This window comes from Paenibacillus sp. AK002 (assembly GCF_053903045.1).
The window spans coordinates 4,692,748-4,714,491 of record NZ_CP096377.1 but is presented as its reverse complement, the minus strand read 5'-3'; the positions used below and the strand labels follow the sequence as shown (position 1 = coordinate 4,714,491).

The 21,744-nt window shown below is 52.1% G+C and carries 17 protein-coding genes; 10 read left to right on the top strand and 7 right to left on the bottom strand.

What is annotated here, in order from left to right; all coding sequences use genetic code 11:
- Positions 1 to 36 precede the first annotated feature (36 nt).
- From glpK to M1D70_RS20895, 3 genes are all read left to right on the top strand, one after another.
- Positions 37 to 1,527 carry a glycerol kinase GlpK gene (glpK, locus tag M1D70_RS20905; RefSeq protein WP_456287820.1) on the top strand — a complete coding sequence of 497 codons (1,491 nt, stop codon included), beginning with the start codon at positions 37 to 39 and terminating at the stop codon, positions 1,525 to 1,527.
- 186 nt (positions 1,528 to 1,713) lie between these two features.
- Entirely contained in the window at positions 1,714 to 3,444 is a 1,731-nt protein-coding gene (locus M1D70_RS20900) for a glycerol-3-phosphate dehydrogenase/oxidase (protein ID WP_456287819.1), read from the top strand.
- Between the two features lie 113 nt (positions 3,445 to 3,557).
- Positions 3,558 to 4,550 carry an aldose epimerase family protein gene (locus M1D70_RS20895; protein ID WP_456287818.1) on the top strand — a complete coding sequence of 331 codons (993 nt, stop codon included), beginning with the start codon at positions 3,558 to 3,560 and terminating at the stop codon, positions 4,548 to 4,550.
- Positions 4,551 to 4,625: 75 nt separating this feature from the next.
- Here the strand turns inward: M1D70_RS20895 and M1D70_RS20890 are convergent, their stop codons facing one another.
- From M1D70_RS20890 to M1D70_RS20875, 4 genes are all read right to left on the bottom strand, one after another.
- On the bottom strand, positions 4,626 to 5,468 hold the full coding sequence (locus M1D70_RS20890) for a YwaF family protein (RefSeq protein WP_456287816.1): 843 nt from the start codon (positions 5,466 to 5,468) through the stop codon (positions 4,626 to 4,628).
- A gap of 199 nt (positions 5,469 to 5,667) precedes the next feature.
- The gene (locus M1D70_RS20885) at positions 5,668 to 6,012 is read right to left on the bottom strand and encodes a LytTR family transcriptional regulator DNA-binding domain-containing protein (RefSeq protein WP_009590070.1); all 345 of its coding nucleotides are present in this window, start codon (positions 6,010 to 6,012) and stop codon (positions 5,668 to 5,670) included.
- Positions 6,013 to 6,162: 150 nt separating this feature from the next.
- Positions 6,163 to 7,335 carry a peptidyl-prolyl cis-trans isomerase gene (locus M1D70_RS20880; protein ID WP_456287814.1) on the bottom strand — a complete coding sequence of 391 codons (1,173 nt, stop codon included), beginning with the start codon at positions 7,333 to 7,335 and terminating at the stop codon, positions 6,163 to 6,165.
- Positions 7,336 to 7,466: 131 nt separating this feature from the next.
- Positions 7,467 to 8,537 carry a permease gene (locus tag M1D70_RS20875; RefSeq protein ID WP_009590074.1) on the bottom strand — a complete coding sequence of 357 codons (1,071 nt, stop codon included), beginning with the start codon at positions 8,535 to 8,537 and terminating at the stop codon, positions 7,467 to 7,469.
- Between the two features lie 296 nt (positions 8,538 to 8,833).
- On the opposite strand from M1D70_RS20875, the gene selD reads away from it, so the two are divergent.
- Complete coding sequence (gene selD / locus M1D70_RS20870; RefSeq protein WP_009590063.1) at positions 8,834 to 9,886, top strand: selenide, water dikinase SelD; 1,053 nt, start codon at positions 8,834 to 8,836, stop codon at positions 9,884 to 9,886.
- A gap of 45 nt (positions 9,887 to 9,931) precedes the next feature.
- A complete protein-coding gene (mnmH, locus tag M1D70_RS20865) occupies positions 9,932 to 10,984 on the top strand; it encodes a tRNA 2-selenouridine(34) synthase MnmH (protein ID WP_456287812.1) in 1,053 nt (350 codons plus the stop codon).
- A gap of 168 nt (positions 10,985 to 11,152) precedes the next feature.
- On the opposite strand, the gene M1D70_RS20860 is transcribed toward mnmH, so the two are convergent.
- A complete protein-coding gene (locus M1D70_RS20860; RefSeq protein ID WP_456290475.1) occupies positions 11,153 to 11,797 on the bottom strand; it encodes an SDR family oxidoreductase in 645 nt (214 codons plus the stop codon).
- 184 nt (positions 11,798 to 11,981) lie between these two features.
- On the opposite strand from M1D70_RS20860, the gene M1D70_RS20855 reads away from it, so the two are divergent.
- From M1D70_RS20855 to M1D70_RS20835, 5 genes are all read left to right on the top strand, one after another.
- Positions 11,982 to 12,668, top strand: a complete 687-nt coding sequence (locus tag M1D70_RS20855) for a phosphatase PAP2 family protein (protein ID WP_456287811.1) — start codon at positions 11,982 to 11,984, stop codon at positions 12,666 to 12,668.
- Between the two features lie 107 nt (positions 12,669 to 12,775).
- Entirely contained in the window at positions 12,776 to 13,834 is a 1,059-nt protein-coding gene (locus M1D70_RS20850) for an FUSC family protein (protein WP_015736402.1), read from the top strand.
- A 291-nt stretch (positions 13,835 to 14,125) separates the two neighbouring features.
- Positions 14,126 to 16,456: an RNA polymerase recycling motor HelD gene (helD, locus tag M1D70_RS20845; protein WP_456287810.1), complete on the top strand. Its 2,331-nt coding sequence runs from the start codon at positions 14,126 to 14,128 to the stop codon at positions 16,454 to 16,456.
- 315 nt (positions 16,457 to 16,771) lie between these two features.
- Positions 16,772 to 18,475: a methyl-accepting chemotaxis protein gene (locus tag M1D70_RS20840; RefSeq protein ID WP_456287809.1), complete on the top strand. Its 1,704-nt coding sequence runs from the start codon at positions 16,772 to 16,774 to the stop codon at positions 18,473 to 18,475.
- 109 nt (positions 18,476 to 18,584) lie between these two features.
- On the top strand, positions 18,585 to 19,865 hold the full coding sequence (locus M1D70_RS20835) for an MFS transporter (protein WP_456287808.1): 1,281 nt from the start codon (positions 18,585 to 18,587) through the stop codon (positions 19,863 to 19,865).
- Positions 19,866 to 19,989: 124 nt separating this feature from the next.
- Here M1D70_RS20835 and M1D70_RS20830 read toward each other — a convergent pair whose 3' ends face one another.
- Positions 19,990 to 21,228: an MFS transporter gene (locus tag M1D70_RS20830; protein WP_456287807.1), complete on the bottom strand. Its 1,239-nt coding sequence runs from the start codon at positions 21,226 to 21,228 to the stop codon at positions 19,990 to 19,992.
- Complete coding sequence (locus M1D70_RS20825) at positions 21,221 to 21,685, bottom strand: MarR family winged helix-turn-helix transcriptional regulator (protein ID WP_015736397.1); 465 nt, start codon at positions 21,683 to 21,685, stop codon at positions 21,221 to 21,223. Before M1D70_RS20825 ends, M1D70_RS20830 begins: the two co-directional genes overlap by 8 nt.
- Positions 21,686 to 21,744: the final 59 nt, after the last annotated feature.

The following is a 21,744-nucleotide window of genomic DNA, read 5'->3' as shown; positions in this document are numbered from 1 at the left end:
TTGGTTAAATGCATAAGCAGAAAGGGGAGAAGATGCTTGGAGAAGTACATTCTGGCGCTTGACCAAGGAACGACAAGCTCGCGCGCGATCCTGTTTAACCGCGAAGGGCAAATCGTTCACTCCGCTCAAAGGGAATTTCCGCAGTATTTTCCGAAGCCCGGCTGGGTGGAGCAGAATGCCAACGAAATATGGGGCTCGATTCTGGCGGTCATTGCGACTTGCTTATCCGAAGCGGGCGTGAAGACGGAGCAGATTGCCGGCATCGGAATTACGAATCAGCGGGAGACCGCCGTGGTATGGGACGGCAAGAGCGGTGAACCGATATATCCCGCCATCGTATGGCAATCTCGCCAGACGGCCGGCATATGCGAGGAGCTCATTGCAGCAGGCCATGACGGGACGGTCAGGGAGAAGACGGGACTTCTGATCGATCCCTATTTCTCGGGAACGAAGATCAAATGGATCCTCGATCATGTGGACGGTGCGCGCGAACGGGCCAAGCGAGGAGAGATTATATTCGGGACCATCGACACCTGGCTGATCTGGAAGCTGTCGGGCGGCCAGGTGCATGTCACCGATTATTCCAACGCATCGCGTACGATGCTCTTTAACATCCATGAATTGAAATGGGATGAGGAGCTGCTGCAGCTGCTGGACATACCCAAGGCCATGCTGCCTGAGGTCAGGCCGTCATCCGAAATATATTCCAATACGGCATCCTATCACTTCTTCGGGCGAGAGGTTCCGATTGCCGGAGCGGCCGGCGATCAGCAAGCAGCGCTGTTCGGCCAGACCTGCTTCTCCGAAGGCATGGTGAAGACGACCTACGGAACAGGCAGCTTTATGCTGATGAATACCGGCGATAAGCCGGTTCAATCCGAGCATGGGCTGATCACCACGATCGCCTGGGGACTGGATGGCCGCGTGCAGTATGCGCTTGAGGGCAGCGTCTTCGTGGCGGGCTCCGCGATACAGTGGCTGCGCGACGGTCTTCGAATGTTCCGCGAAGCCAAGGACAGCGAGCCCTATGCAAGACGGGTCCCATCCACCGAAGGCGTCTATGTGGTGCCGGCTTTTGTCGGTCTTGGCAGTCCGTATTGGAACAGCGATGTGCGGGGGGCGGTCTTCGGCCTGACGCGAGGCACGTCGAAGGAGCATTTCATCCGTGCAACCCTCGAGTCGCTTGCGTATCAAACGCGCGATGTGCTCTCCGTGATGGAAGAGGATTCGGGCTTTCATATCGAATCCCTGCGGGTGGATGGAGGAGCGGTGTCCAACACCTTTCTTATGGAATTCCAAAGCGACATCCTGAACGTCCCGGTGGAAGTGCCGGACATTACGGAGACAACGGCGCTCGGTGCAGCTTACCTGGCAGGGCTCGCTGTCGGCTTCTGGAAGGATCAGGAGGAGATATGCAGCAAGTGGAGCATGGGGCAAAGCTTCAAACCAACCATGGAGGAAAGCGCAAGGGAGCAATTATACGGCGGCTGGAAAAAAGCCGTTTATGCAGCAATGGCTTTTCATTAGCATTTTATATGGTATAATGATCAATAAGTGAATAGATGTCTGGAGACTTGGAGAGACCACTAGGCGCGGAAACCTCATGATATGGGGTTGTTACCGCGTGTTCGTGGTCTCTTTTTTGCTGTCTTTTTTCTGGGGAAGGGTAACGATAGATAAAAACAGGGTAAAGCATACTGGGAGGGATTTAATGTGGAGCAGTCACAGTCGTTTTCAAGTTTGGACCGCGGGCATCGATTTCAAAGAATAGCAAAGGGCACCTACGATCTGATCGTGATCGGCGGCGGAATCACGGGTGCGGGGATTGCACTGGATGCGGTCACGCGCGGCATGTCGGTGCTGCTGGTGGAAATGCAGGATTTTGCGGCGGGAACGAGCAGCCGTTCCACCAAGCTGGTGCATGGCGGGCTGCGGTATTTGAAGCAGTTTGAAGTCGGCATGGTGGCCGAGGTAGGCAAAGAACGGGCCGTGGTGTACGAGAACGGACCGCACGTAACGACTCCGGAGTGGATGCTGCTGCCGATACATCAGGGCGGCACCTTCGGGAAGTTCAGTACCTCCATAGGTTTGATGGTGTATGATTTCCTGGCCGGCGTGAAGCGGGGAGAACGGCGATCCATGCTGTCCGCATCCGAGACATTGAAGCGGGAGCCGCTTCTGAAGCAGGAGGGCCTGAAGGGCGGCGGCTATTACGTGGAATACCGGACGGACGACGCCAGGCTGACGCTGGAGGTCATGAAGGAGGCGGCCGCCAGAGGGGCGGTTCTGTTTAACTACGCCAAGGCGGAGTCGCTGAATTATGATGCGAATGGGCGGATTACCGGGGTTACGGTAAGGGATATGCTCGGCGGCGCTGTGAAGTCCGTCTCCGGCACCAAAATCGTAAATGCGGCCGGACCTTGGGTGGACCAAGTGCGCGAAATGGATAAGTCCAGGAAGGGAAAGATGCTTCAGCTGACCAAAGGGGTTCATCTGGTCATCGACCAATCCAGGTTCCCGCTTCGCCAGGCGGTCTACTTCGATACGCCCGACGGCAGGATGGTGTTTGCCATTCCCCGGGACGGGAAAACCTATGTCGGCACAACCGACACGGTTTACAAGGCGGATCCCGTACGTCCCTTGATCACGGTGGAAGACCGGGATTATATTTTGAAGGCCATCCATTATATGTTTCCGGGCGTAAAGCTAAGTCCGGCAGACGTTGAATCGGGATGGGCCGGAGTCCGGCCCCTGATTCTGGAGGAAGGCAAGAGTCCGTCCGAAATTTCCCGCAAGGATGAAATTTGGGAATCCCCCTCCGGCCTGATCACCATTGCCGGAGGCAAGCTGACCGGATATCGGAAAATGGCCGACACCGTCGTTGACCTGGTAGCGAAACGGATTCAAGAAAGCGGCGGTAAGGCATATGGCGCCAGCGTAACGAAGAATCTGCCGATTTCCGGCGGTCAGGTTGGCGGTTCCAGCCAATTTCCGGATTTTGTCCGCAAGCAGACGGAGATCGGCGCGGCGCAAGGAATTGACCGCAAGCTTGCCGAGCACTGGGCGCGAATGTACGGCTCAAACGCAGCGGAATTGTTCCGTTTGGCCAAGGAAGGCTCCGATCAGGCGGAGGCATCGGCGCTTCCGGTGTCGGTATTGGTTCCGCTGATGTATGCCATTGAGCACGAGATGGCATCGAAGCCTGCCGACTTTTTTATCCGTCGCACGGGGTCTCTCTTGTTTCATATCGACTGGACGAGAAAATGGAAGGTGCCCGTGATCAATTATATGGCTACCGTACTGGGCTGGAGCGAACAGCAGAGAACCGAGTACACCAGGGAACTGGATGAGGAGCTGGCTTCGGCCGCGCAGCCGGCAGCCAACGAACCGCCGGCCCAGGCTCCGATTCCGCCAAACGCTTCAAAAGCCAAACTTTCGTCTTAAATGGCCGGCCGTGAGAGGGGGGATGGGTCAGCCCGTCTACCCCGAACATATAGAAGTAAGGGCACTGGTATGATAATCTATATACGTTCACACTTGAGAGGAGAGATCACCCGATGAACCACAAAGCGTATGAAGGATCGTATCAGGGAGAGCGTGCGGTTTGGCTCCAGCATGGCCCTTATGAAGCGGCGATATTGCCTGAAATCGGAGGCAATCTCATCGCTTTCAGGGATAACGTAAGCGGTTACCGGTTCCTGCGCGAGCCGGAAGAGAACGAAATGGAAGCATTCAAAGCCAGTCCGGGCGTTCACGGCATTCCTGTTCTGTTTCCGCCTAACCGATATGAGGACGGACGGTTTCCTTGGAACGGACAAACCTATCAATTCCCGGTAAATGAAGAAGAGACGGGCAATCACCTCCATGGTTTTTTACATACGACCCCTTGGAGTGTCGAGGATTATGGCAGCAGCGAGACCGAGAGTTATGTGGTGGTCTCCGTCACGGTTGACGAGAATCATCCGGTGTATGCCATGCTTCCGCACCGCTTCACCTTCCGTCTTCGCTACACGCTGAATCAGGACGGCCTGGCACAGCATGTGTTTATACGGAATCAGGGTACCAGCAGCATGCCGTGCCTGCTAGCTTTCCATACGGCGATCAATGCTCCCTTTGCCCCGGAAAGCACGGCGGATGATTGCGTCGTGAGAATCACCATTGGCGAGCGGTGGGAGATGAGCGACCGAATGCTGCCGACCGGCAAGTTCCAAGCGCTGACGGCAGAAGAAAAGCTGCTTCGCACGAGCGGCGTGAATCCCTATTTCGATTCGATGGACAACCATTATACGGCCGTTCCGCAAAACGGCAGAAACCGCATGGAGCTGACGGATACCAAGCTTGGCAAAACATTCGTTTACGATGTCGGCAACTCGTATAAGCAGTGGATGGTATGGAACAGCAAGGCGTCCCGCAAATTTTTCTGTCCTGAACCGCAGATCAACCTGGTTAATGCACCGAACACGGACTTGCCTGCGGACGAGATCGGTCTGTTCGGTTTGGCGCCGGGCGAGATTTGGGAGGCAAGCTCCCGTTTGTATCTTAAGAATTAGGGGAAGAACCCCTTCCTTAAAAAAGCGTATGGATCGAAGCACCCGAAACGACAGGGTGTTAACGATCCATACGCTTTATGTTTGTATGATGCCTTGTTCAACGCCTGTCGAAGACAAGGAAGCCGGCTCGCGTTTGCGTCGGCGGCTGCGCCTTATCCGATCCGGGATGGCAAAGAAGGCGACATGCATGAGGATAAACAGCGATAACGCGATAAGCTCCTCTACAACAATATAAACGGGATGCGGCCCCAGCAGATCGAGCAGCGAAGCCGTATCCGGCTTGCGCATCAGGAACATATAGTTCGAGCCGACAGCGAGGTTGACCAGTCCGACTAAAAGTGCGGACACGTTAAGGAAGACCATTGTCCAGGCGATGGATTTCCAGGTGGGACGGTACCCCCGAACCCATGTCATGTACAATGCCGTCATGATGATCGCGATATGGACAACAAAGAAATGAAAGAACCGGAAGTGCGGAAAAGGGTACCCCAAATTAGGTGTTAATACAGCTTGCAGGGCTCCCCCGATTCCCGCAAAGTAAACCAGCGGGTATAAGCGGCGTTCATCCGTAAGCAGGATCGCAATGGAGAGGAACAGGGTCAGACTGCACAATTCCAAGGGAAGCGAAGTGGCAGGATCCCATATTCCCGTTGACACATACCAGATATGAAGGGAAGCTTCTGGCAACGCAAGGGCAGCGAGCAGGCCCCATCTTACGGTCTTTTGCAGAGAAGGCTTGGAGGCGATGGCAGTCCTGAACAGGTACAGCAGCAGGCCAAGGATAATGCATATGCCAATGGCTATCCAATGTTCAACGGAAAAGGCAGCAAACGCTTCCGGGTATTGCGGATCAAAATAGGATTCGATGCATGACCACTCCTTATTGGATGTACTTAAGATTTTATTCGATATTACCATAATGTGGGCTATTCATATATACCCGCAGCGCATCGGGGAAGGAATTCGGCCGTGTCGCTAACGTATCTATGTAGAATAGACGCCAAGAACAAAAAGGCTGCTAAAATCATGCCAACGCAAGAAGATCCCGCCTCCGGATGTAACGGATACGGGATCTTCTCTTGTCCTGCGCCAGATTCAAGGTATACGCGCTGCTTGCTCAAACCGGCTGTTTGACTTCAGCAACCAGGCGCTTCAGCGATTCCTGCTTCCATCTGGGAATGCGAAGATGTTTAGCGGAAGGCGCCTTTTCCCCGAAATAAACGATGCCTTGCTCTACCGTAGTTATTTTGTCTACGTTGACGTAGCAGTTGCCGCCGACATGATAGAACTGTTTACCGGACAGCAGGGATGCGATTTTTTCGGCAGTCATTCTCTTTTTAATATTATAGTTCCTGCCGTGAAAGCTGACCAAACCGTGCGATCCGGTTTTAAAGAACAGAATGTCTGTCTCCACCACGAAGTCCTCATACATGTTGCGGGATTCCGATACGTGCTTCATCATTCTGCTTCCCCCTTTTCCAAGATCAACATTTGATAACGCTTACATTCTAACATGTTTTCCCTGGGGTTTAAAGAACTTTTTATTTCTCATGAAAAAAAGCCCGTGCCGCGAGGGCAGGGGCTTTGCCTGGTGTTCAAGGTGCAGCAGGTGTTAAGGTGTCTCTGTAGCATCTGCTGGTGCTTCTGCTGGAGCTTCTGCAGGAGCTTCTTCCAGGGTATTCGTGATGGTAGCTTTATCCTTCAGCTCTTGAATGTAGGCTGTGGATTCGGCATAGACCTTCTGGTTCTCAAGCTGGCTGCGGATTTCTTCCTTCTTGTCTTCCAAGGTAGGATTCGTTGCTTCCTTACGATCGGTAACCTTGATGATGTGGTATCCGAAGGAGCTCTTCACCGGTTCGCTGATTTCATCCTTCTTCAGTTTGAACGCCGCTTCTTCAAATGCGGGGTCCATTTCGCCGCGACCGAAGAAATTCAGGTCGCCGCCGGTATCCTTGGTTGCATCCTGGTTTTTCTCTTTAGCAATCGTTGCGAAGTCAGCGCCTTCCTTCAGCTGCTTCACGATGGCTTCGGCTTCTTCCTTGGTTTCAACCAGGATGTGGGAAGCGCGAACCTGCTCAGGCGTTGCGAAGCTTTCTTTGTTTTGGTCATACACTTCTTTGACTTCTTCGTCGGTTACCTTGATTTTGTCGGCCATCAGCTTTTTAAGCTCAACCTGGGTTTTGGTCTGCTCCTTCAGGTTGTCGAGCGTCATGCCGTTTTGCTGCAGAGCCATGTTGAATTGTTCCTCGGAAGGGAAGGACGCCTTCAGTGCATCCACTTCTTTATTCACATCGGCATCGGTCACCGTAATGGACTTGTTCTTCAGTTCCTGCTGGATCAATTCCTCTGTGATCATGGAATTCAGCGTTTGTTTGCCGCCTACGCTGACAAGCTCATCGTACAGATTATCCTTGGTAATGTTAACGTCATTGACTTTAGCGATAGCTTCATTGCCGGATCCCTTGGCAAACGGAGGTACGATCAGGACGACGATTAAGGCAGCCGCCAATACCAGCGACGCGATCATCCAGCCTTTGCTTCCGTTACCGCCGCCATCAGCAGGTGGCTGTTCATCGTAATGCGGTTGATCTCCCGAATGCATAACGGCTGGGCGTTCGTTCTCATCCTTGTATAGCTCGTCGGACTCCGGATAGGTGGAATCTATTCTTTCTTCTTCATGAGGCAAGCCGCCTTGATCTTGTTGGTTATTCTCTTTCTCTTGGGCTTGTCCCTGATCATCCTCGGGCTGTCCCGGATGGTTTGGCTGCAAATCGTTATCTTTCATGTAATGATTGACTCCCTTCGACTGCATATAATAATGAGTTGTTCATTCTTTTATCACTTTACCAGATAAGCCTATGGTTTACCTTAAGAAAAAATAAAAATTGAAAATATAAACGGAAAAGTGATTCCTGCCTACAAGATCAGCATTCCCGCCACGCCGCAAAGAATCCCAAGCAGGACGACGGAGGCAGTAACAAACCACAAAACTCTTTTCGGGAATGAACGCCTCACCATAAGCAGAGACGGAAGACTGACAGCCGGCAGCGTCAGGAGCAGCGCCGCGGCCGGACCCGCCCCCAGGCCCGCTGCCATAAAGGCCTGGATGATCGGGATTTCCGCCGCGGTCGGAATCACGAACAGCATTCCCATCACGGAGAAGAAGATGACGGCCAAGAGCGTGTTCCCCGCTGCCGCACCCAAATGCGGGAACATCCATGCCTGCATGGCGCCAAGGAGCAGCACGGCTATAAAGTAAGCCGGGACCACCCGAACCAGCATCTGCCCGATGCTGGTTAACCAGCGTTTCCACAGCGGACGTTCATCGGTTTGATCCGTGCTCTGAGGCGCATCGATCTCCACGGGATCCGCTTCCTTAGCGAAGCGGTTTGCCAGGTAGCTGACGCCGAAGGTTAGCAGGATGCCGAAGATCAATCGCAGCACGGTGAATTTCCATGATAAAACAAACGTCATGAAGACGAGCGTTGCCGGATTGATGGTTGGATTGCCGATCCAGAACGCGAGAGCAGAGCCGACCGACACCTTTTTCTTGCGCAAACCGATCGCGATCGGTGCGGCGCAGCAGGAGCACATCATGCCCGGAATGGAGGCGATTCCTCCAATCGCCGTGCTGCCGAAGGTCGTTTTTCCAAGGACCCGAAGCAGCCATTGGGAGGGCAGCAGCGACTGGACCAGAGTCCCGAGCAGAATGCCGAGCACCGCCGCTTTCCAAACCGCTTTAAAATAGGTGAGCGCATAATTCCAGGCTGCCTGCCAAGAAGGGGCGGCATCGGCCGGATCCATGCCTAATATGGAAGAGCCGATGCTGTGTTCCATAATCGCTTTGAGCGCTTTATCGTAGTAAGGCCACCACTTCACGTAGGTAAGGCCTGTTGCTGCTATGATGATGAAGATGGTGATGAGCCAGACGGTTCTTCTGCGATCCGTATGATTCAAGACCCTTCCACCGTCGCTTGAGTGATTCATAATCTGTATTCCCCCGATGTATCGTGAAATTATTTACATATCCAATCAAATAGTATATCACATTGTCGGCAGATTGCAGAAAGATATTCCCGGTAATTGCAAGAAATAGGAAGACCATTAGACTTGAAGCAGCCGATTTCATATAATATAGATATTGTGTGCTTGAACAAGTGTTAGCTAAACGGATGAATATCAGATGATCCCCGGTGTAGATGAGACGTTATCCAAGCATCCACGCCGGGGTTGTTGCATGTGCTTTGCCTAATATCACTCTTAAGACGAAGGGAAGACCCGTGATGAGTCAATCGGAGAAAATAAAACTAACCTCGTATTCCTCCAAAGGAGGCTGCGGCTGCAAGATCGGACCTGCCGATCTGGCGCAGGTCATCCGCAAGCTTCCGCAAGCCGAGCCGAATCCAAATTTATTGGTCGGTCTGGATACCAGCGATGATGCGGGCGTATACCGTCTCACCGATGATCTGGCCATGGTGCAGACCGTCGATTTCTTTACGCCGATCGTGGATGACCCTTATGATTTCGGTCAGGTGGCCGCAGCGAATGCCATCAGCGATATCTATGCCATGGGCGGCAAACCGCTGACCGCCTTGAATATCGTAGCATTCCCGATTTCGACGCTGGACAAGCAGGTCTTGACGGATATTTTGAGAGGTGCAGGAGATAAATTGAAGGAAGCGGGGGTTACCCTGGTTGGCGGACACTCCATCGATGACAAAGAGCCGAAATTCGGCCTTGCCGTGACGGGGACCGTGCATCCGGACCGGGTAAGAACCAATGCCGGAGCCAAGCCGGGCGATGCCTTGATTCTGACGAAGCCGATCGGGGTGGGCATTCTGACGAGTTCCATCAAGAAGGATCTGTTAAGTGAAGAAGAGATTCGCCGCGTTACCGCCGTTATGGCGGCACTGAACAAAACGGCTGCCGAGACGATGGAGCCCTATGATGTGCATGCATGCACTGACGTGACCGGATTCGGTCTCCTTGGCCACGCGCTCGAAATGGCCAAAGGCAGCGGCACGGGCATCCGGATTTCCAAGCCTTCCGTGCCTATTCTGGAACGGGTTCGGGAGATGGCCGACGGCGGCGTTATTCCGGGCGGCACCAAAAACAATTATGATCATGTGAAGGACGACGTGGATTTCCCGGATAGCATGGACCAGATCGATAAATGGATATTGTGCGATGCCGTAACATCCGGGGGACTCCTCATTGCCGTTGACGGCTCGCAAGCTGATCCATTATTGGCAGAGCTTCGCCAAGCCGGGCTGGAAGCCGGCAGAATCGGAGAGGTCGTGCATGACCATCCGAATCGCATTGTCGTTGAGGCGTAACATGAACCGGGTTTTGTTTGTGCAACCATAAAGGAGCGAACAGACATGTTTCAAGACATCACCGTAAAAGAACTATTGGAACTGCAAAGCAGCAAGAAGATTACTTTGATTGATGTCCGTTCCCCTTCGGAATACAAAGACTCCACCATTCCGGGGAGTCTGAACATTCCGGTCTTCAATGATGAAGAACGGGCGGAGATCGGGACGATTTATAAGCAGGTGAGCGTGGATGCGGCCAAAGAGCGGGGGCTCGCCATCATGTCGGCCAAGCTACCCAGCTTCGTGAAGCAGTTCAAGGAGATCGAAGGAGATAAGGCGGTTTATTGCTGGCGCGGCGGCATGCGCAGCCGGACGGCCGCAACGGTTCTGTCCCTGATGGATATCCATGTCAATCGGATTACGGGCGGGATTAAGGCTTACCGGAAGTATGTGCTGGACACGCTTGAGCAGAAGAGTCTGGAGGCGGATGCCTTTGTGCTTCACGGATTGACGGGCACGGGCAAGACGGCAGTGCTAAGGCAGCTTCAGCAGGAAGGCTACCCCGTCGTGGATCTGGAAGGGCTCGCAGGCCACCGCGGCTCGATCTTCGGGCATATCGGCCTGCAGTCCAACAATCAGAAGACTTTCGATGCGGAATTGGTTGAGCGGCTGAAACAATTGGAAGATTCGCCTTATTTGTTATTTGAAGCCGAGAGCAAACGGATCGGCAAAATCGTCGTTCCCGATTTCCTGATGAAGAAGAAGGAGTCGGGCGCAGCCATCGTGTTGGAATTGCCGATGGCGGAGCGTGTTCGCCAGATACTGGAGGATTACAACCCTGCGGCTTATAAAGAGCAATATTTAGCGGCCTTTCAATTAATCAAGAACCGAATCCACACTCCGATCGCCGCGGAAATTGGAAAATCTTTGGAGGAGGGAAGGTATGCTCAGGGAATACAGCTGCTGCTTGAGCATTATTATGATCCCAAATATAATTACTCCTTCAGTCAATATGAGGACAGCGTTCCTATCGTTGTGGCCGTAGATCGGGTGGAAGAAGCGGTGGAAGCCGTAAAAGACATACTGCGAAGCCGAATGCTGCACAAGACAGGTGCGTAAATGCCAGGATCGGTTGAGTGCGTAACGAGAAGGAGTTCGTTTGTGTCTCTTTATTTTGCGACCCGGTCCTGATTCGAATAGAACGACAGATCGCCCCTTAAGCATTAGCAGATACGAAGGTATCGCTTTTGCTTGAGGGGCGACTTTGCTTTTGAATATGAAATGCTCTTAGAGCGACGATAGAGCTTCCGAGATAGGCGTTTCGCCTGAAATCAAGTCGAAGGAACGCCGGAAAGTATGTTCTTCGTCCAGCGCCAACAGGATCGTTTTCGCCACATCCTCGCGCGGAATCGAGCCGCCCTTGATATTCTCCTCAGCCGTAATGCGGCCGGTACCAGGCTCATTCAATAATCCTCCCGGACGAATGATCGTATAGGAGAGGCTGCTGTGACGAAGCATTCGATCCGCGTAATGCTTGGCGGCATAATACGGTTTGATGTCCTCGTTCCAAGATTCTCGATGATGGGCCCCAATTGCGCTAACCATCACAAAGCGCGGGACCTTCGCCTCTTCGGCAGCTTCGACCATCTTGACGGCTCCGTCCAGATCGATCAGCAGCGTTTTATCGTATCCGGTAGCTCCGCCAGAACCAGCCGTGAAAACCACGGCCTGGCAATCTCGTGCAACTACCGCCAGTTCCTTGACCGATCCTTCCAAATTCGCTATAACGCACTCTATTCCCGCATCTCGATAATAGGCTGCCTGCTCCTCCCTCCGAACCATGGCTTTTACGCTATAGGCATCATGCTCATGCAGGAGAAACGTAAGCTGTTTGCCAATCTGGCCGTTCGCGCCGACCACTAGAACCTTCATCATGACATGCTCCTTTTCTTTTGGGTATATATTCTCGTAAAGAGTAATCCCAGCGATTTTGACATAGACTACGGGATATTTGTCATGTAATCCCTTTGGGACTTTCCTTTATGACAGGAAAATGATATTATCTTGTTTTACCAAATCGCACGGTTTCGAAACAAGGTCAAAGGAGAACAGAGAGTTGAGCGGAGAGAAGATATACCCTGCTTCAGGAAGACAACGCTGGATTTTCCTCATATCGATGATCAGCATCATCGGTTTTGTCATTCTGGCGGCGCTGGTAAAGCGGGAAAGCCTGGCAGCGCTTGATTTGGCGATCATTACGACGGTACAAGCCCTTGAACATCCGCTGCTTACGGATATTGCCATCGGGCTGTCGTTCATAGGCTCCATCGGACCGGTGATCGTGTTAAGCCTGATCGTGATCGCCGTGCTATATTGGATTCTGGGCCACCGCAAGGAGATTCTTCTCCTTATTGTGGTCGTCTTCGGTTCATCTATTCTGAATTTATTATTAAAATGGGTGTTTCAACGGGCAAGGCCGGACATCAACCGCCTGATTGAAATTACGGGATACAGCTACCCCAGCGGCCATTCGATGGGGGCCTTCTCGTTCTACAGCGTGCTCGCATACTTGTTGTGGAGACATGTTGACAGCAGAGCGGGGAGAGGGACGTTGATTGCCGTTTCCATCGTGATGATTCTAAGCATCGGACTTTGTCGAATCTATCTGGGCGTCCATTACCCGAGCGATATCGTTGGCGGATATCTGGCTGCTTGCGCTTGGCTTGGGTTCGTGATCCGATCTTACGAGAAAAGGATGGGGAAGCGGGCCACCCCGAATGATGTCAATGAAGAAACTGCATAACATTGGAAGCGTAAGGGTAATTCATGTAATAGCGGTTCAAACGGAGGAGTATGTATCATGGTGTGTAGGCATAGACGTGAAATTGGGTTGCGTAAGGAGGGCTGTCCGTGGCGTTTGGAGCAAGAATGTTCAAAACCGGCCTGGCCGTGACGCTGGCTCTTTATTTAGCCATGCTGTTTGACTTTAAATCACCTGTCGTAGCCGCCATCGCCGCGATTTTCGCGATGCAGCCATCCATATACAGGTCGTGGAGATATTTTCTGGACCAGCTGCAGACCAGTACGCTCGGTGCGATTCTGGCCATGCTCGGAGGGTATTTTTTATCGAATCAACCGATTTCCGTCGGTTTGGTCTGTATTCTAGTGATCATGATTTGCATGAAGCTGAAAATGGGCGAGACCATCGGACTTACGCTTGTTACGGTTATATCCGTGATGGAAGCTTCCGGCCAATGGGACTTTGCCCTCAATCGCTTTATTCTGACGATTATCGGCATCATATCTGCATTCCTCATCAATATTCTTGTGTTTCCACCAAAACCGAAGGAACAGTACATCACGCGGATTCATATTGTATTCGGCAAAATGTCGCTGCTGCTGCGTACGGCGATCTCCCATGAAATGAAGGATTCGGTCTACCGTGCGGAGAAGAAAGAACTGGAATCGGCCATCAAATCGTTGTCCGACAAATACAATTTGTTTGAGGAAGAGCAGAAGAAGCTGAAGCGGGCGAAATACAGTCAAGCAAGACAGCTCGTGGTGTATAAGCAGCTGCTCCAATCCCTTCGCAAGGGGTATGAAGTGCTGGATGCGGTGGAGAACCACTATTTCCAGGCGGATCGATCCGATGAAATCGACGAACAGTTTGATCACAATCTGGAGCGGTTAATGAAGTACCATGAGCATATTTTATGGAAATTCGAAGATAAACTTAAGCCGAACGAGGACGAGGCCGAGACCATGGCGGAGAACAATGAGGCTTTCATGGAGCAGGTGATGTGCGGGCCCGGCTCAAATCCCGGCGGTCTCCGGCTGGCGGTGGTAGCCGCCTCCATGTACGACTACGGCTATCAGCTTGACCGGTTGAATCGGGTGGCGGATCAGATCAGCCGAGTCGTGGATGATAAGGAGCAAGAGGATGCCATGTTCTCGTGGCTGCGAAAATAAGGAAGCTCGCCATGAGGATGCCGATCAAGATTTCACATTTGATCGGCTGTTTTTATACATCTCAGCAGGCAGCATGTTTGGCATTTGAAGCTCGGAATGGTATGGTATATGAACATAAAAAAACCGCCCCGGCGGGTCGGTTACTGAAATTCCATGTTGAATTATGTACGGCAGCTTGCTATAATTAACAATGCTTTGTCATTAAATATATGGTATGTGGTTAGAATATCACAATTGTATTTTATCACAATTAACTAGTGCTGTCAACCGGTGTATTAGGGGGATGAACAAATGGCTATCAGCGATCAAGATTGGAAAGAGGAACAGGCGCGGGTAACGGAAGTAACAGTAAAAATCGGAAATAAAATATCCCAGCTGGAAGCGAGCGTCGGCGATATCCGTGAAGTCGTCATTGACATGCGGAAGGACTTCTGGGACGAAGTTACGGTGAACTTCAGCAACCCGGACGATTTGGGCGAAACGTCCACCAACCTGAGACAGCAGTCGCAGGTGCTCGCCGAACGCGAGCATGCTCATCTGCAGTCCAGCAAGCTGCTTAAAAAGTACAGGAAGCTGGTGGAATCCCCGTACTTCGGACGCATTGACTTTCAGGAGGATGGAACTGCGGAGACGGAAACCATTTATTTGGGGACAGGTTCTTTTTTGGACGAAAAGATGGAGACGTTTCTGGTTTACGACTGGCGGGCACCGATCTCGAGCCTGTATTACGACGGTGCGCCGGGTCCTGCCCAATACGAGACGCCTTCGGGTACGGTCAAGGGTGAAATGCTGCTCAAGCGCCAATTCGTCATTCATAACGGCGAGATCAAGGTGCTGTTCGATACCGGCGTAACCATCGGAGATGAACTGCTGCAGCAGGTGCTCAGCCATAGCGCGGATGACCGCATGAAGAGTATCGTGGCTACGATTCAGAAGGAACAAAACGCGGTCATCCGTAATGACAAAACGCGCATGCTGATCGTGCAGGGGGCTGCCGGAAGCGGAAAGACCTCGGCGGCACTGCAAAGGGTGGCTTATCTGCTGTACAAGTACCGGGAGACGCTCCGGGCCGACCAGATGATCCTGTTCTCCCCGAATCCGCTGTTCAACAGCTATGTGTCCACGGTGCTTCCCGAGCTCGGCGAGGACAATATGCAGCAGACGACCTTCCAGTCCTATCTGGAGCACCGGCTCGGTAAGGAGTTCGATCTCGAAGACGTGTTCACGCAGACGGAAACCCTGTTGAACGCGGATGATTCGCCGCGTTACCGTGCACGCTTGGAGAGCATATCGTATAAATCCTCGGGGGCTTATCTGGACACCATCAGACGATACAAAGAGCTGCTGGAAAAGGGAGGCATGCTCTTTAAGCCGGTCGTATTCCAGGGGAAGGTGATTGTCAGCTCGGAGGAGATGGCATCGCAGTTCTATGGATATGATTCGGCGGTTAAGCTCGCTGGCCGCATTGATCTGATGAAGGAATGGATGCTTAAGCGCCTGTCGGAGTTTGCCCAGAGCGAGAAAGATGCCCCGTGGGTAGAGGAGCAAATCCAGCTGCTGGATACGGAAGATTACCAACGGGCCTTTCAAACGATGAGACGCAAGCAAAACCGGAAGGCAGACACGTTTGACGATTTCGATAAGGAAAAAGACGTCCTTGCGAAAATGGTGGTCAGCAGCCGGCTCAAGCCGCTTCGGCGCTGGATCAAGAGGTTCCGGTATGTGGACGTTAAGGGCATGTACCGAAAATTGTACACGGACGAATCATTATTCCGCCGGGCGGCGGGAAATTTGGAGATGCTGCCGGAACATTGGGATGAAATATGCAATCTTACCGTTGCGTCCCTGGACGACAAAGCATTGCTATACGAAGACGCCACGCCGTTTCTCTATCTGAAGGAACTGCTGCAAGGGTTCCGTACGAATACGTCGATACGCCATGTCATCGTCGATGAAGTTCAGGATTATTCCGCATTTCAGCTGGAGTTCCTGAAGCGTTTGTTCCCGCGGGCCAAAATGACGGTGCTGGGGGACCTCAATCAAGCCATTTATGCTCATGGAGAGGCACTCGGAAGCTTGGAGAATCTGGTGAGTCTGTATGGCAAAGAAGATACGGAGGTCATTAATCTGACCCAAAGCTACCGGTCGACGTATGAAATCGTTAACTTCACGCGACAAATGATACCTGGCGGGGAGCGGATCGTTCCTTTCAACCGGCAAGGCGAAGCCCCTCGAGTCGTTCGGGTGAACGATGAAGAAGAACTGCATGGCGCGATCGTATCCGATATCCGTGAGCTTCATGAGCAGGGATTCCAGTACGTTGCGGTGATCTGCCGGACAGAAGAGGAGAGCAGGCGCGTACATCAGCAGCTGTCGGCGGATATCTCCGCCCGCTTAATCACCAAAACCACGCCGGCCTTTGAAAAGGGAACGCTGGTGGTTCCCGCCTACTTAGCCAAAGGCGTGGAGTTTGACGCGGTGATTATCTATAACGGCGCCGAGGACGTGTACCACCGGGAAAGCGATCGTAAGCTGTTCTACACGGCATGTACGCGAGCCATGCATAAACTGCATGTCTATCATATCGGGGAGAAGAGTCACTTTATCTCCGGTCAAGCTTAAAGGAAAGAGGAGGTCTGCCTGAGCCCGTCCCAGGCCGGCCTCTTTTTGCATGATGTCTATATGAAAATCAAACCCGTTTTCATAACGGAGGTAAAATATGGAATGAGGTATTATAAGAAATTTGTGGCATTTGTTATACCATAAGGAGGGAGTTATCCAAAATTTATCAACATTTGACCGGTGATTAATAAATTTTTTTCAATTATTTTCGAGTTAAGCGATTTCACGGTAATCCTGCCTATTCACTCTTGACAGAAATTTGACGAAAAAAGGAATGGGGGTATATTACTTATATCAAAGGTCGGGTGCTTGCGGATGAAGATAAAAACAAAATTAATTCTTTCGTCTACGATACTTGCGACGGTTACGGCGGTTATCGTAATCATTGCGTTTATCACTTCGAATATGACGGAGAAGAGGTTCAGCAAGATTATTGAAGAGGACCAGAAGGTCATTTATAACCTGACGCAATTGGAGACCCTATTGACGGGCGTTTCCAATGATGAGCGGGGCTACTTATTGACCGGGGATTCGACCTTTGCAGATTCATTGAAATCGAAACAGGAGTCCGTCGTCAAACTCATGGCCGAAACCAAAGGCTTAATGACGGCTGAAGAAGACCAGAAGGTATTTAACGAGATTGAAGCCGGTTATGTCGTATACTCCGAGGCCATAGCCGAGGTATTGAACAAATTGGGGTATGACACCGGTTTTTACAAGGCGGTCCCGTTCCGGGTATACGAAGCTGCCTTTAACAAGGAGCGGGAAGTGCGCAAGTCATTTAGCGAGCTGATCGCGCAGTTTACGGTACATAAAAATGAAACCCTGGCGAAACAGGCTGATCAGATTGCGGCCAGCAGCCGGTTTCAGAATTTGATCATCATGCTGATCGGAGTGGCAGCTGTCGTTTATTTTGCCACACAGGGCTATCTCCTGACCCGCTCGATCCGTCCGTTGAACCAGATGAGCAGTCAGCTTCTGAAGATTGCCGAAGGCGGGGGAGATCTGGTTACCCGATTACACATCACAACGAAGGATGAAATCAGGGATGTAGCCGATGCTTATAATAAATTGGTCGATGGCTTCAGGGAGCTGGTCGTCCAAGTGCAGGATACTGCAGGTAAAGTGGGGATCGCTGCTTCGACGCTGCATTCGACGACAGAGGAAATCCGTCAGGCTTCCCACCAAACGTCCGGGATTATGGAAGAGCTGGCTGCCGGGGTAGAGAACCAGCTGCAGGATACGGAGGAAACGACGGCGACCGTTACGGATATGGCGGAAGGCATGAAGCATATCGCGCTTGCAGCCCAAGACGTTTCCGGACTGGCGGCAGCGGCGAACAAACTTGCGGCTGAAGGGGAACAGGCCCTTGTACATACGCTAACCCAGATGGAAGGCATCCGTACCAGCGTGGACCAATCTGCGCAATCCGTGCGTGCGCTCGGAGAGAAGGCCTCCAACATCGGGGCGATGGGACAGATCATCATCGAAATTGCGGAGCAGACCTCACTGCTTGCCTTGAATGCCTCCATTGAGGCCGCTCGGGCTGGCGAGCATGGCAGAGGTTTTGCGGTCGTCGCCGCAGAGGTCCGGAATTTGGCTGACCAGGCATCGAACTCCTCCGTCGAAATCAGACAGTTCGTTCACGAGTTGCAGCAAGACATCGTAAATCTGGCCGGCGTGATGGAACAGGGAACCCGCGAAGTAACCGAAGGCATGAACGTGGCGCAAGGAGCCGAGCGAGCCTTTAAGGAAATCGAGCAGTCGGTCGGCGAATTGAACGGCCAGATTCAAAGCGTCACTGCTGCAACCGAACAGATGAATTCGGGAGCTGGGGAGCTCGTTCACGCGATCCGTCGAATCCAGGAGGTCACGGAGACGACGGCAGGCGGTACGCAAAGCGTCAGTGCCGCAACGGAAGAGCAGCTGGCCTCCATGGAAGAAATCACAAATTCCGTTGAAGATCTTAACGTGATGTCTGGCAAGCTTCGTCAGTTGATGTCCGGATTTAAAGTATAATTAAGGAAAAATTGCATATGGGAAAAAACGGCCACCTTGCCGTCATGCATATTCTGGGCGAAAGAACCTACAATATGGATGACAGATAACGCAAAGGTGGTCTTCTCTCATGGAAAACAAGAAATGGGATCTGGTTGCCCTAGCATCCATACCACTCATCATGACGTTAGGCAATTCCATGCTGATTCCCATTTTGCCGCAAATTTCCAAAGTTTTGGGGATCAGCTCCTTCAATGTGAGTATGCTGATAACGGTGTATGCTGTTGTAGCCATCTTGCTGATTCCGATCGCCGGGTACTTGTCGGATCGGTATGGAAGAAAGAAGATCATCATCCCGAGTTTGATTATTGCGGCGTTAGGCGGAGCCGTGTCCGCGGTAGCTGCCTGGCTGCTAAGCGGGACAGGGGCGTATTATGTCATATTAGCCGGCCGTTTTCTACAGGGAATCGGCGCAGCGGGGGCCTTCCCGATCGTCATCCCGCTTGTCGGTGACATGTTCAAGGAGGAAGAAGAGGTTAGCAAAAGCCTGGGAATCATTGAAACCTCCAACACGTTTGGTAAGGTTGTCAGTCCGATATTGGGTGCGCTGCTGGGAAGCTTCATCTGGTTCTTGCCCTTTATATCGATTCCGGTTCTTTGCCTGATCTCACTCGTGCTGGTCATTTTTCTGGTGAAGACGCCAAAGTCGAATAACAATGATAAACAATCCCTGCGTGAGTTTTTGAAAAAAACCAAGGGGGTTTTGCATGAGAAGGGAAGATGGCTGTATGCGATATTCGCCATCGGCGGCATCGCAATGTTTGGCGTATTCGGCGTTCTTTTTTATTTGTCGGAGACGCTGGAAAGCACTTACAAATTACATGGCGTAGTAAAAGGATTGGTGCTTGCAATTCCACTGGCTTTATTATGCCTATCTTCTTATTTAGCCGGTAAATTTACGGGCAAAAACAAAGCGGCAAAGAAGTGGACCGGTTTCGCCGGCATGGTTATTTTGACGGCTTCCCTGATTGTCACCGGCTTTAGCGAACAGATCTATTTTGTCGTCGGAATGATGACGCTTGGCGGGATCGGGATCGGCATGGTGCTGCCGTGCATGGATACGCTGCTGACGGAAGGCGTGGAGAAGGAGCAGCGCGGCACCATCACCTCGCTTTACAGCAGCATGCGTTTTATCGGGGTATCGCTGGGGCCGCCGGTCGTTTCTCTCCTGCTGGGCGCGAACCATTGGGTGATGTTTGGCACGCTGGCAGCTGTTGCGGCTGTAGGCGGTCTCCTTACGTTATTCGCGGTGAAGCCGGAGGCAAAAGAAGACGATTCCGGAGGGAATTCATACCGGGTCGATTTCAAGAAACCGCAAGGATTGAAAAAGAAAGGTCTTGTCCATAAATAATGGACAAGACCTTTTCTCATATGCCGGGTCAGTTTGGCTGGCCGATCCCATTCCTTGTGGCTAAGCATCATCCCGGCTTTCGCGCATCCCGGCTGACGAAGCCTTTACGTTATCGCTTTGTTCGTTAACCTGCCACGGTAGCCTCGGTGTCCTCGACTGCCATGGTTGATTTGGAACGCGACTTGCCGGCTGCCTGCATGATGATATAAATCAGGATCAACAGCACGAGTGCAATTGCCGAGTATCGGTACATAATGGCATAGGAAGTGGATTTGGCGATGGCGCCGAGCGCGATCGAGCCGATGGCCACGCCGAAATCCAGGGAGTTAAAGAACATGCCGTTGGCCATGCCGCGCTGCAGCGGATGAACCTCCTGGATCATCCAGGTCTGGATGGACGGCTGCATCGCCCCAAAGCCTATGCCGTAGCACAGCGCCGATAACAGCATGGATCCCGTCGATGTGGCGAAGGTAAGCAGGAGCAAGCCGGATACCATCAGAATCGCAGCGGGTATAACAAGCGCCTTATGTCCATACCGGTCATAAATTCTGCCGGAGAACGGCCGTACGAGAATGATGGCGATGGCGTTGAACAAGAAAAAATACTGGGGATTCCGGAGGTGAGCCTCCGCTCCGAACAATGCCATGAAGCTCAGCAGCCCGCCGTACGTAATCGACATCAAAAAGTTGAGGGTGCTGGGGAGGATCAGTTTTTTGTTAAAGGAGCCCTTCGGTTTATTCTCAACTCGGGGTTGAACCGCTGCAGGGCGCTCCGCGTTCCGTTTAGCCGCTCTTGATGTCAGGAGGTAGGCGAGAGGGAAGATCAGAAGGTTGATGATGACCGTGATGAATACGAGCGGAGTGAAACCGCCGCTTTGCAGCAGCGTCAAGCCGATCATGGGACCGATCGACATGGCAAGCGTAGTGGATAGCCCGAAATACCCCATGCCTTCGCCCAAGCGTTTGATTGGAATGACGTCCGATGCCATGGTTGGAAACGAGGTGCTTGTCATGCCAAAGCCGATGCCGAACAAGATGCGCATCAGCAGCAGGAAGGCTATGCCGCTCGCCCAGTAATAACCGAGCGTGGCTGCCAGGGAAATCAGCAGCCCGACGTACAGCAGCAGCCTGAGCTTTCCTTTTTCGAGCGCTTTGCTTGATACGAAGCGGGACGCGATCGCACTGAAGGCGAACAGGCTGGTGATGAGGCTCACCTGCAGGGGGCTTGCCGTGAACGCATCTTTGGCGTATGCGGGCAGCGTGGTCAGCATCATCTGCAGGGTCAGGAACAGAAAAAGGTTGCTGACCATCAACGTGATGAATTCTTTGGTCCATAGCGGTTGTTTCGTGTTGATATCATTCATGTGGAACATCTCTCCTGTTGTTGTGTAAGTTGTGTATGTTGGCATTGATGCGTGAGAGTGTGTCCCAGAACATCTCCAATTGCTTCTCGTCAATGCCCTCGATTAATTGGCTTCCGCATTGACTTTCGATGGCTGTGGTCGCTTCAATCAGTTCCTTTCCTGTATCTGTCAAAAAGAGCTGAAAAGCTCTCCGGTCGTTAACCGATACGGATTTGCGAGTGTATCCTTTTTTCTCGAGCAGGTCCAGAATACGGGTTGTCGTGGGCTGGTCTTTGTCCGCTTTGGCGGCAACTTCCTTCTGATTCAGCCCCTCGTGCTCGCCGATGTGGTACAGAACCAGCCATTGCTCGGGGGTGATGTCATAGGGCTTCAGGGCATTAGCAAACAATTGGGATGCGCGCCGATAGGTGTAACCCAGATGAAAACCGATGGAAGGGTTGCGTTTAGGTATTTTCAAGAAAAAGTCACACCTTTCATTTCAAGCTTTCAAAAATACTTGTCTAAACAATTATATGC

What these genes read in the sequence shown, in the direction of transcription:
- M1D70_RS20875 (WP_009590074.1), bottom strand. Translation starts at nt 8,537, where the DNA reads ATGAATCACTCAAGCGACGGTGGAAGGGTCTTGAATCATACGGATCGC.
- M1D70_RS20885 (WP_009590070.1), bottom strand. Translation starts at nt 6,012, where the DNA reads ATGATGAAGCACGTATCGGAATCCCGCAACATGTATGAGGACTTCGTG.
- M1D70_RS20840 (WP_456287809.1), top strand. Translation starts at nt 16,772, where the DNA reads ATGAAGATAAAAACAAAATTAATTCTTTCGTCTACGATACTTGCGACG.
- M1D70_RS20860 (WP_456290475.1), bottom strand. Translation starts at nt 11,797, where the DNA reads ATGAAGGTTCTAGTGGTCGGCGCGAACGGCCAGATTGGCAAACAGCTT.
- M1D70_RS20895 (WP_456287818.1), top strand. Translation starts at nt 3,558, where the DNA reads ATGAACCACAAAGCGTATGAAGGATCGTATCAGGGAGAGCGTGCGGTT.
- helD (WP_456287810.1), top strand. Translation starts at nt 14,126, where the DNA reads ATGGCTATCAGCGATCAAGATTGGAAAGAGGAACAGGCGCGGGTAACG.
- mnmH (WP_456287812.1), top strand. Translation starts at nt 9,932, where the DNA reads ATGTTTCAAGACATCACCGTAAAAGAACTATTGGAACTGCAAAGCAGC.
- M1D70_RS20890 (WP_456287816.1), bottom strand. Translation starts at nt 5,468, where the DNA reads ATGGTAATATCGAATAAAATCTTAAGTACATCCAATAAGGAGTGGTCA.
- M1D70_RS20830 (WP_456287807.1), bottom strand. Translation starts at nt 21,228, where the DNA reads ATGAATGATATCAACACGAAACAACCGCTATGGACCAAAGAATTCATC.
- selD (WP_009590063.1), top strand. Translation starts at nt 8,834, where the DNA reads ATGAGTCAATCGGAGAAAATAAAACTAACCTCGTATTCCTCCAAAGGA.
- M1D70_RS20835 (WP_456287808.1), top strand. Translation starts at nt 18,585, where the DNA reads ATGGAAAACAAGAAATGGGATCTGGTTGCCCTAGCATCCATACCACTC.
- M1D70_RS20880 (WP_456287814.1), bottom strand. Translation starts at nt 7,335, where the DNA reads ATGAAAGATAACGATTTGCAGCCAAACCATCCGGGACAGCCCGAGGAT.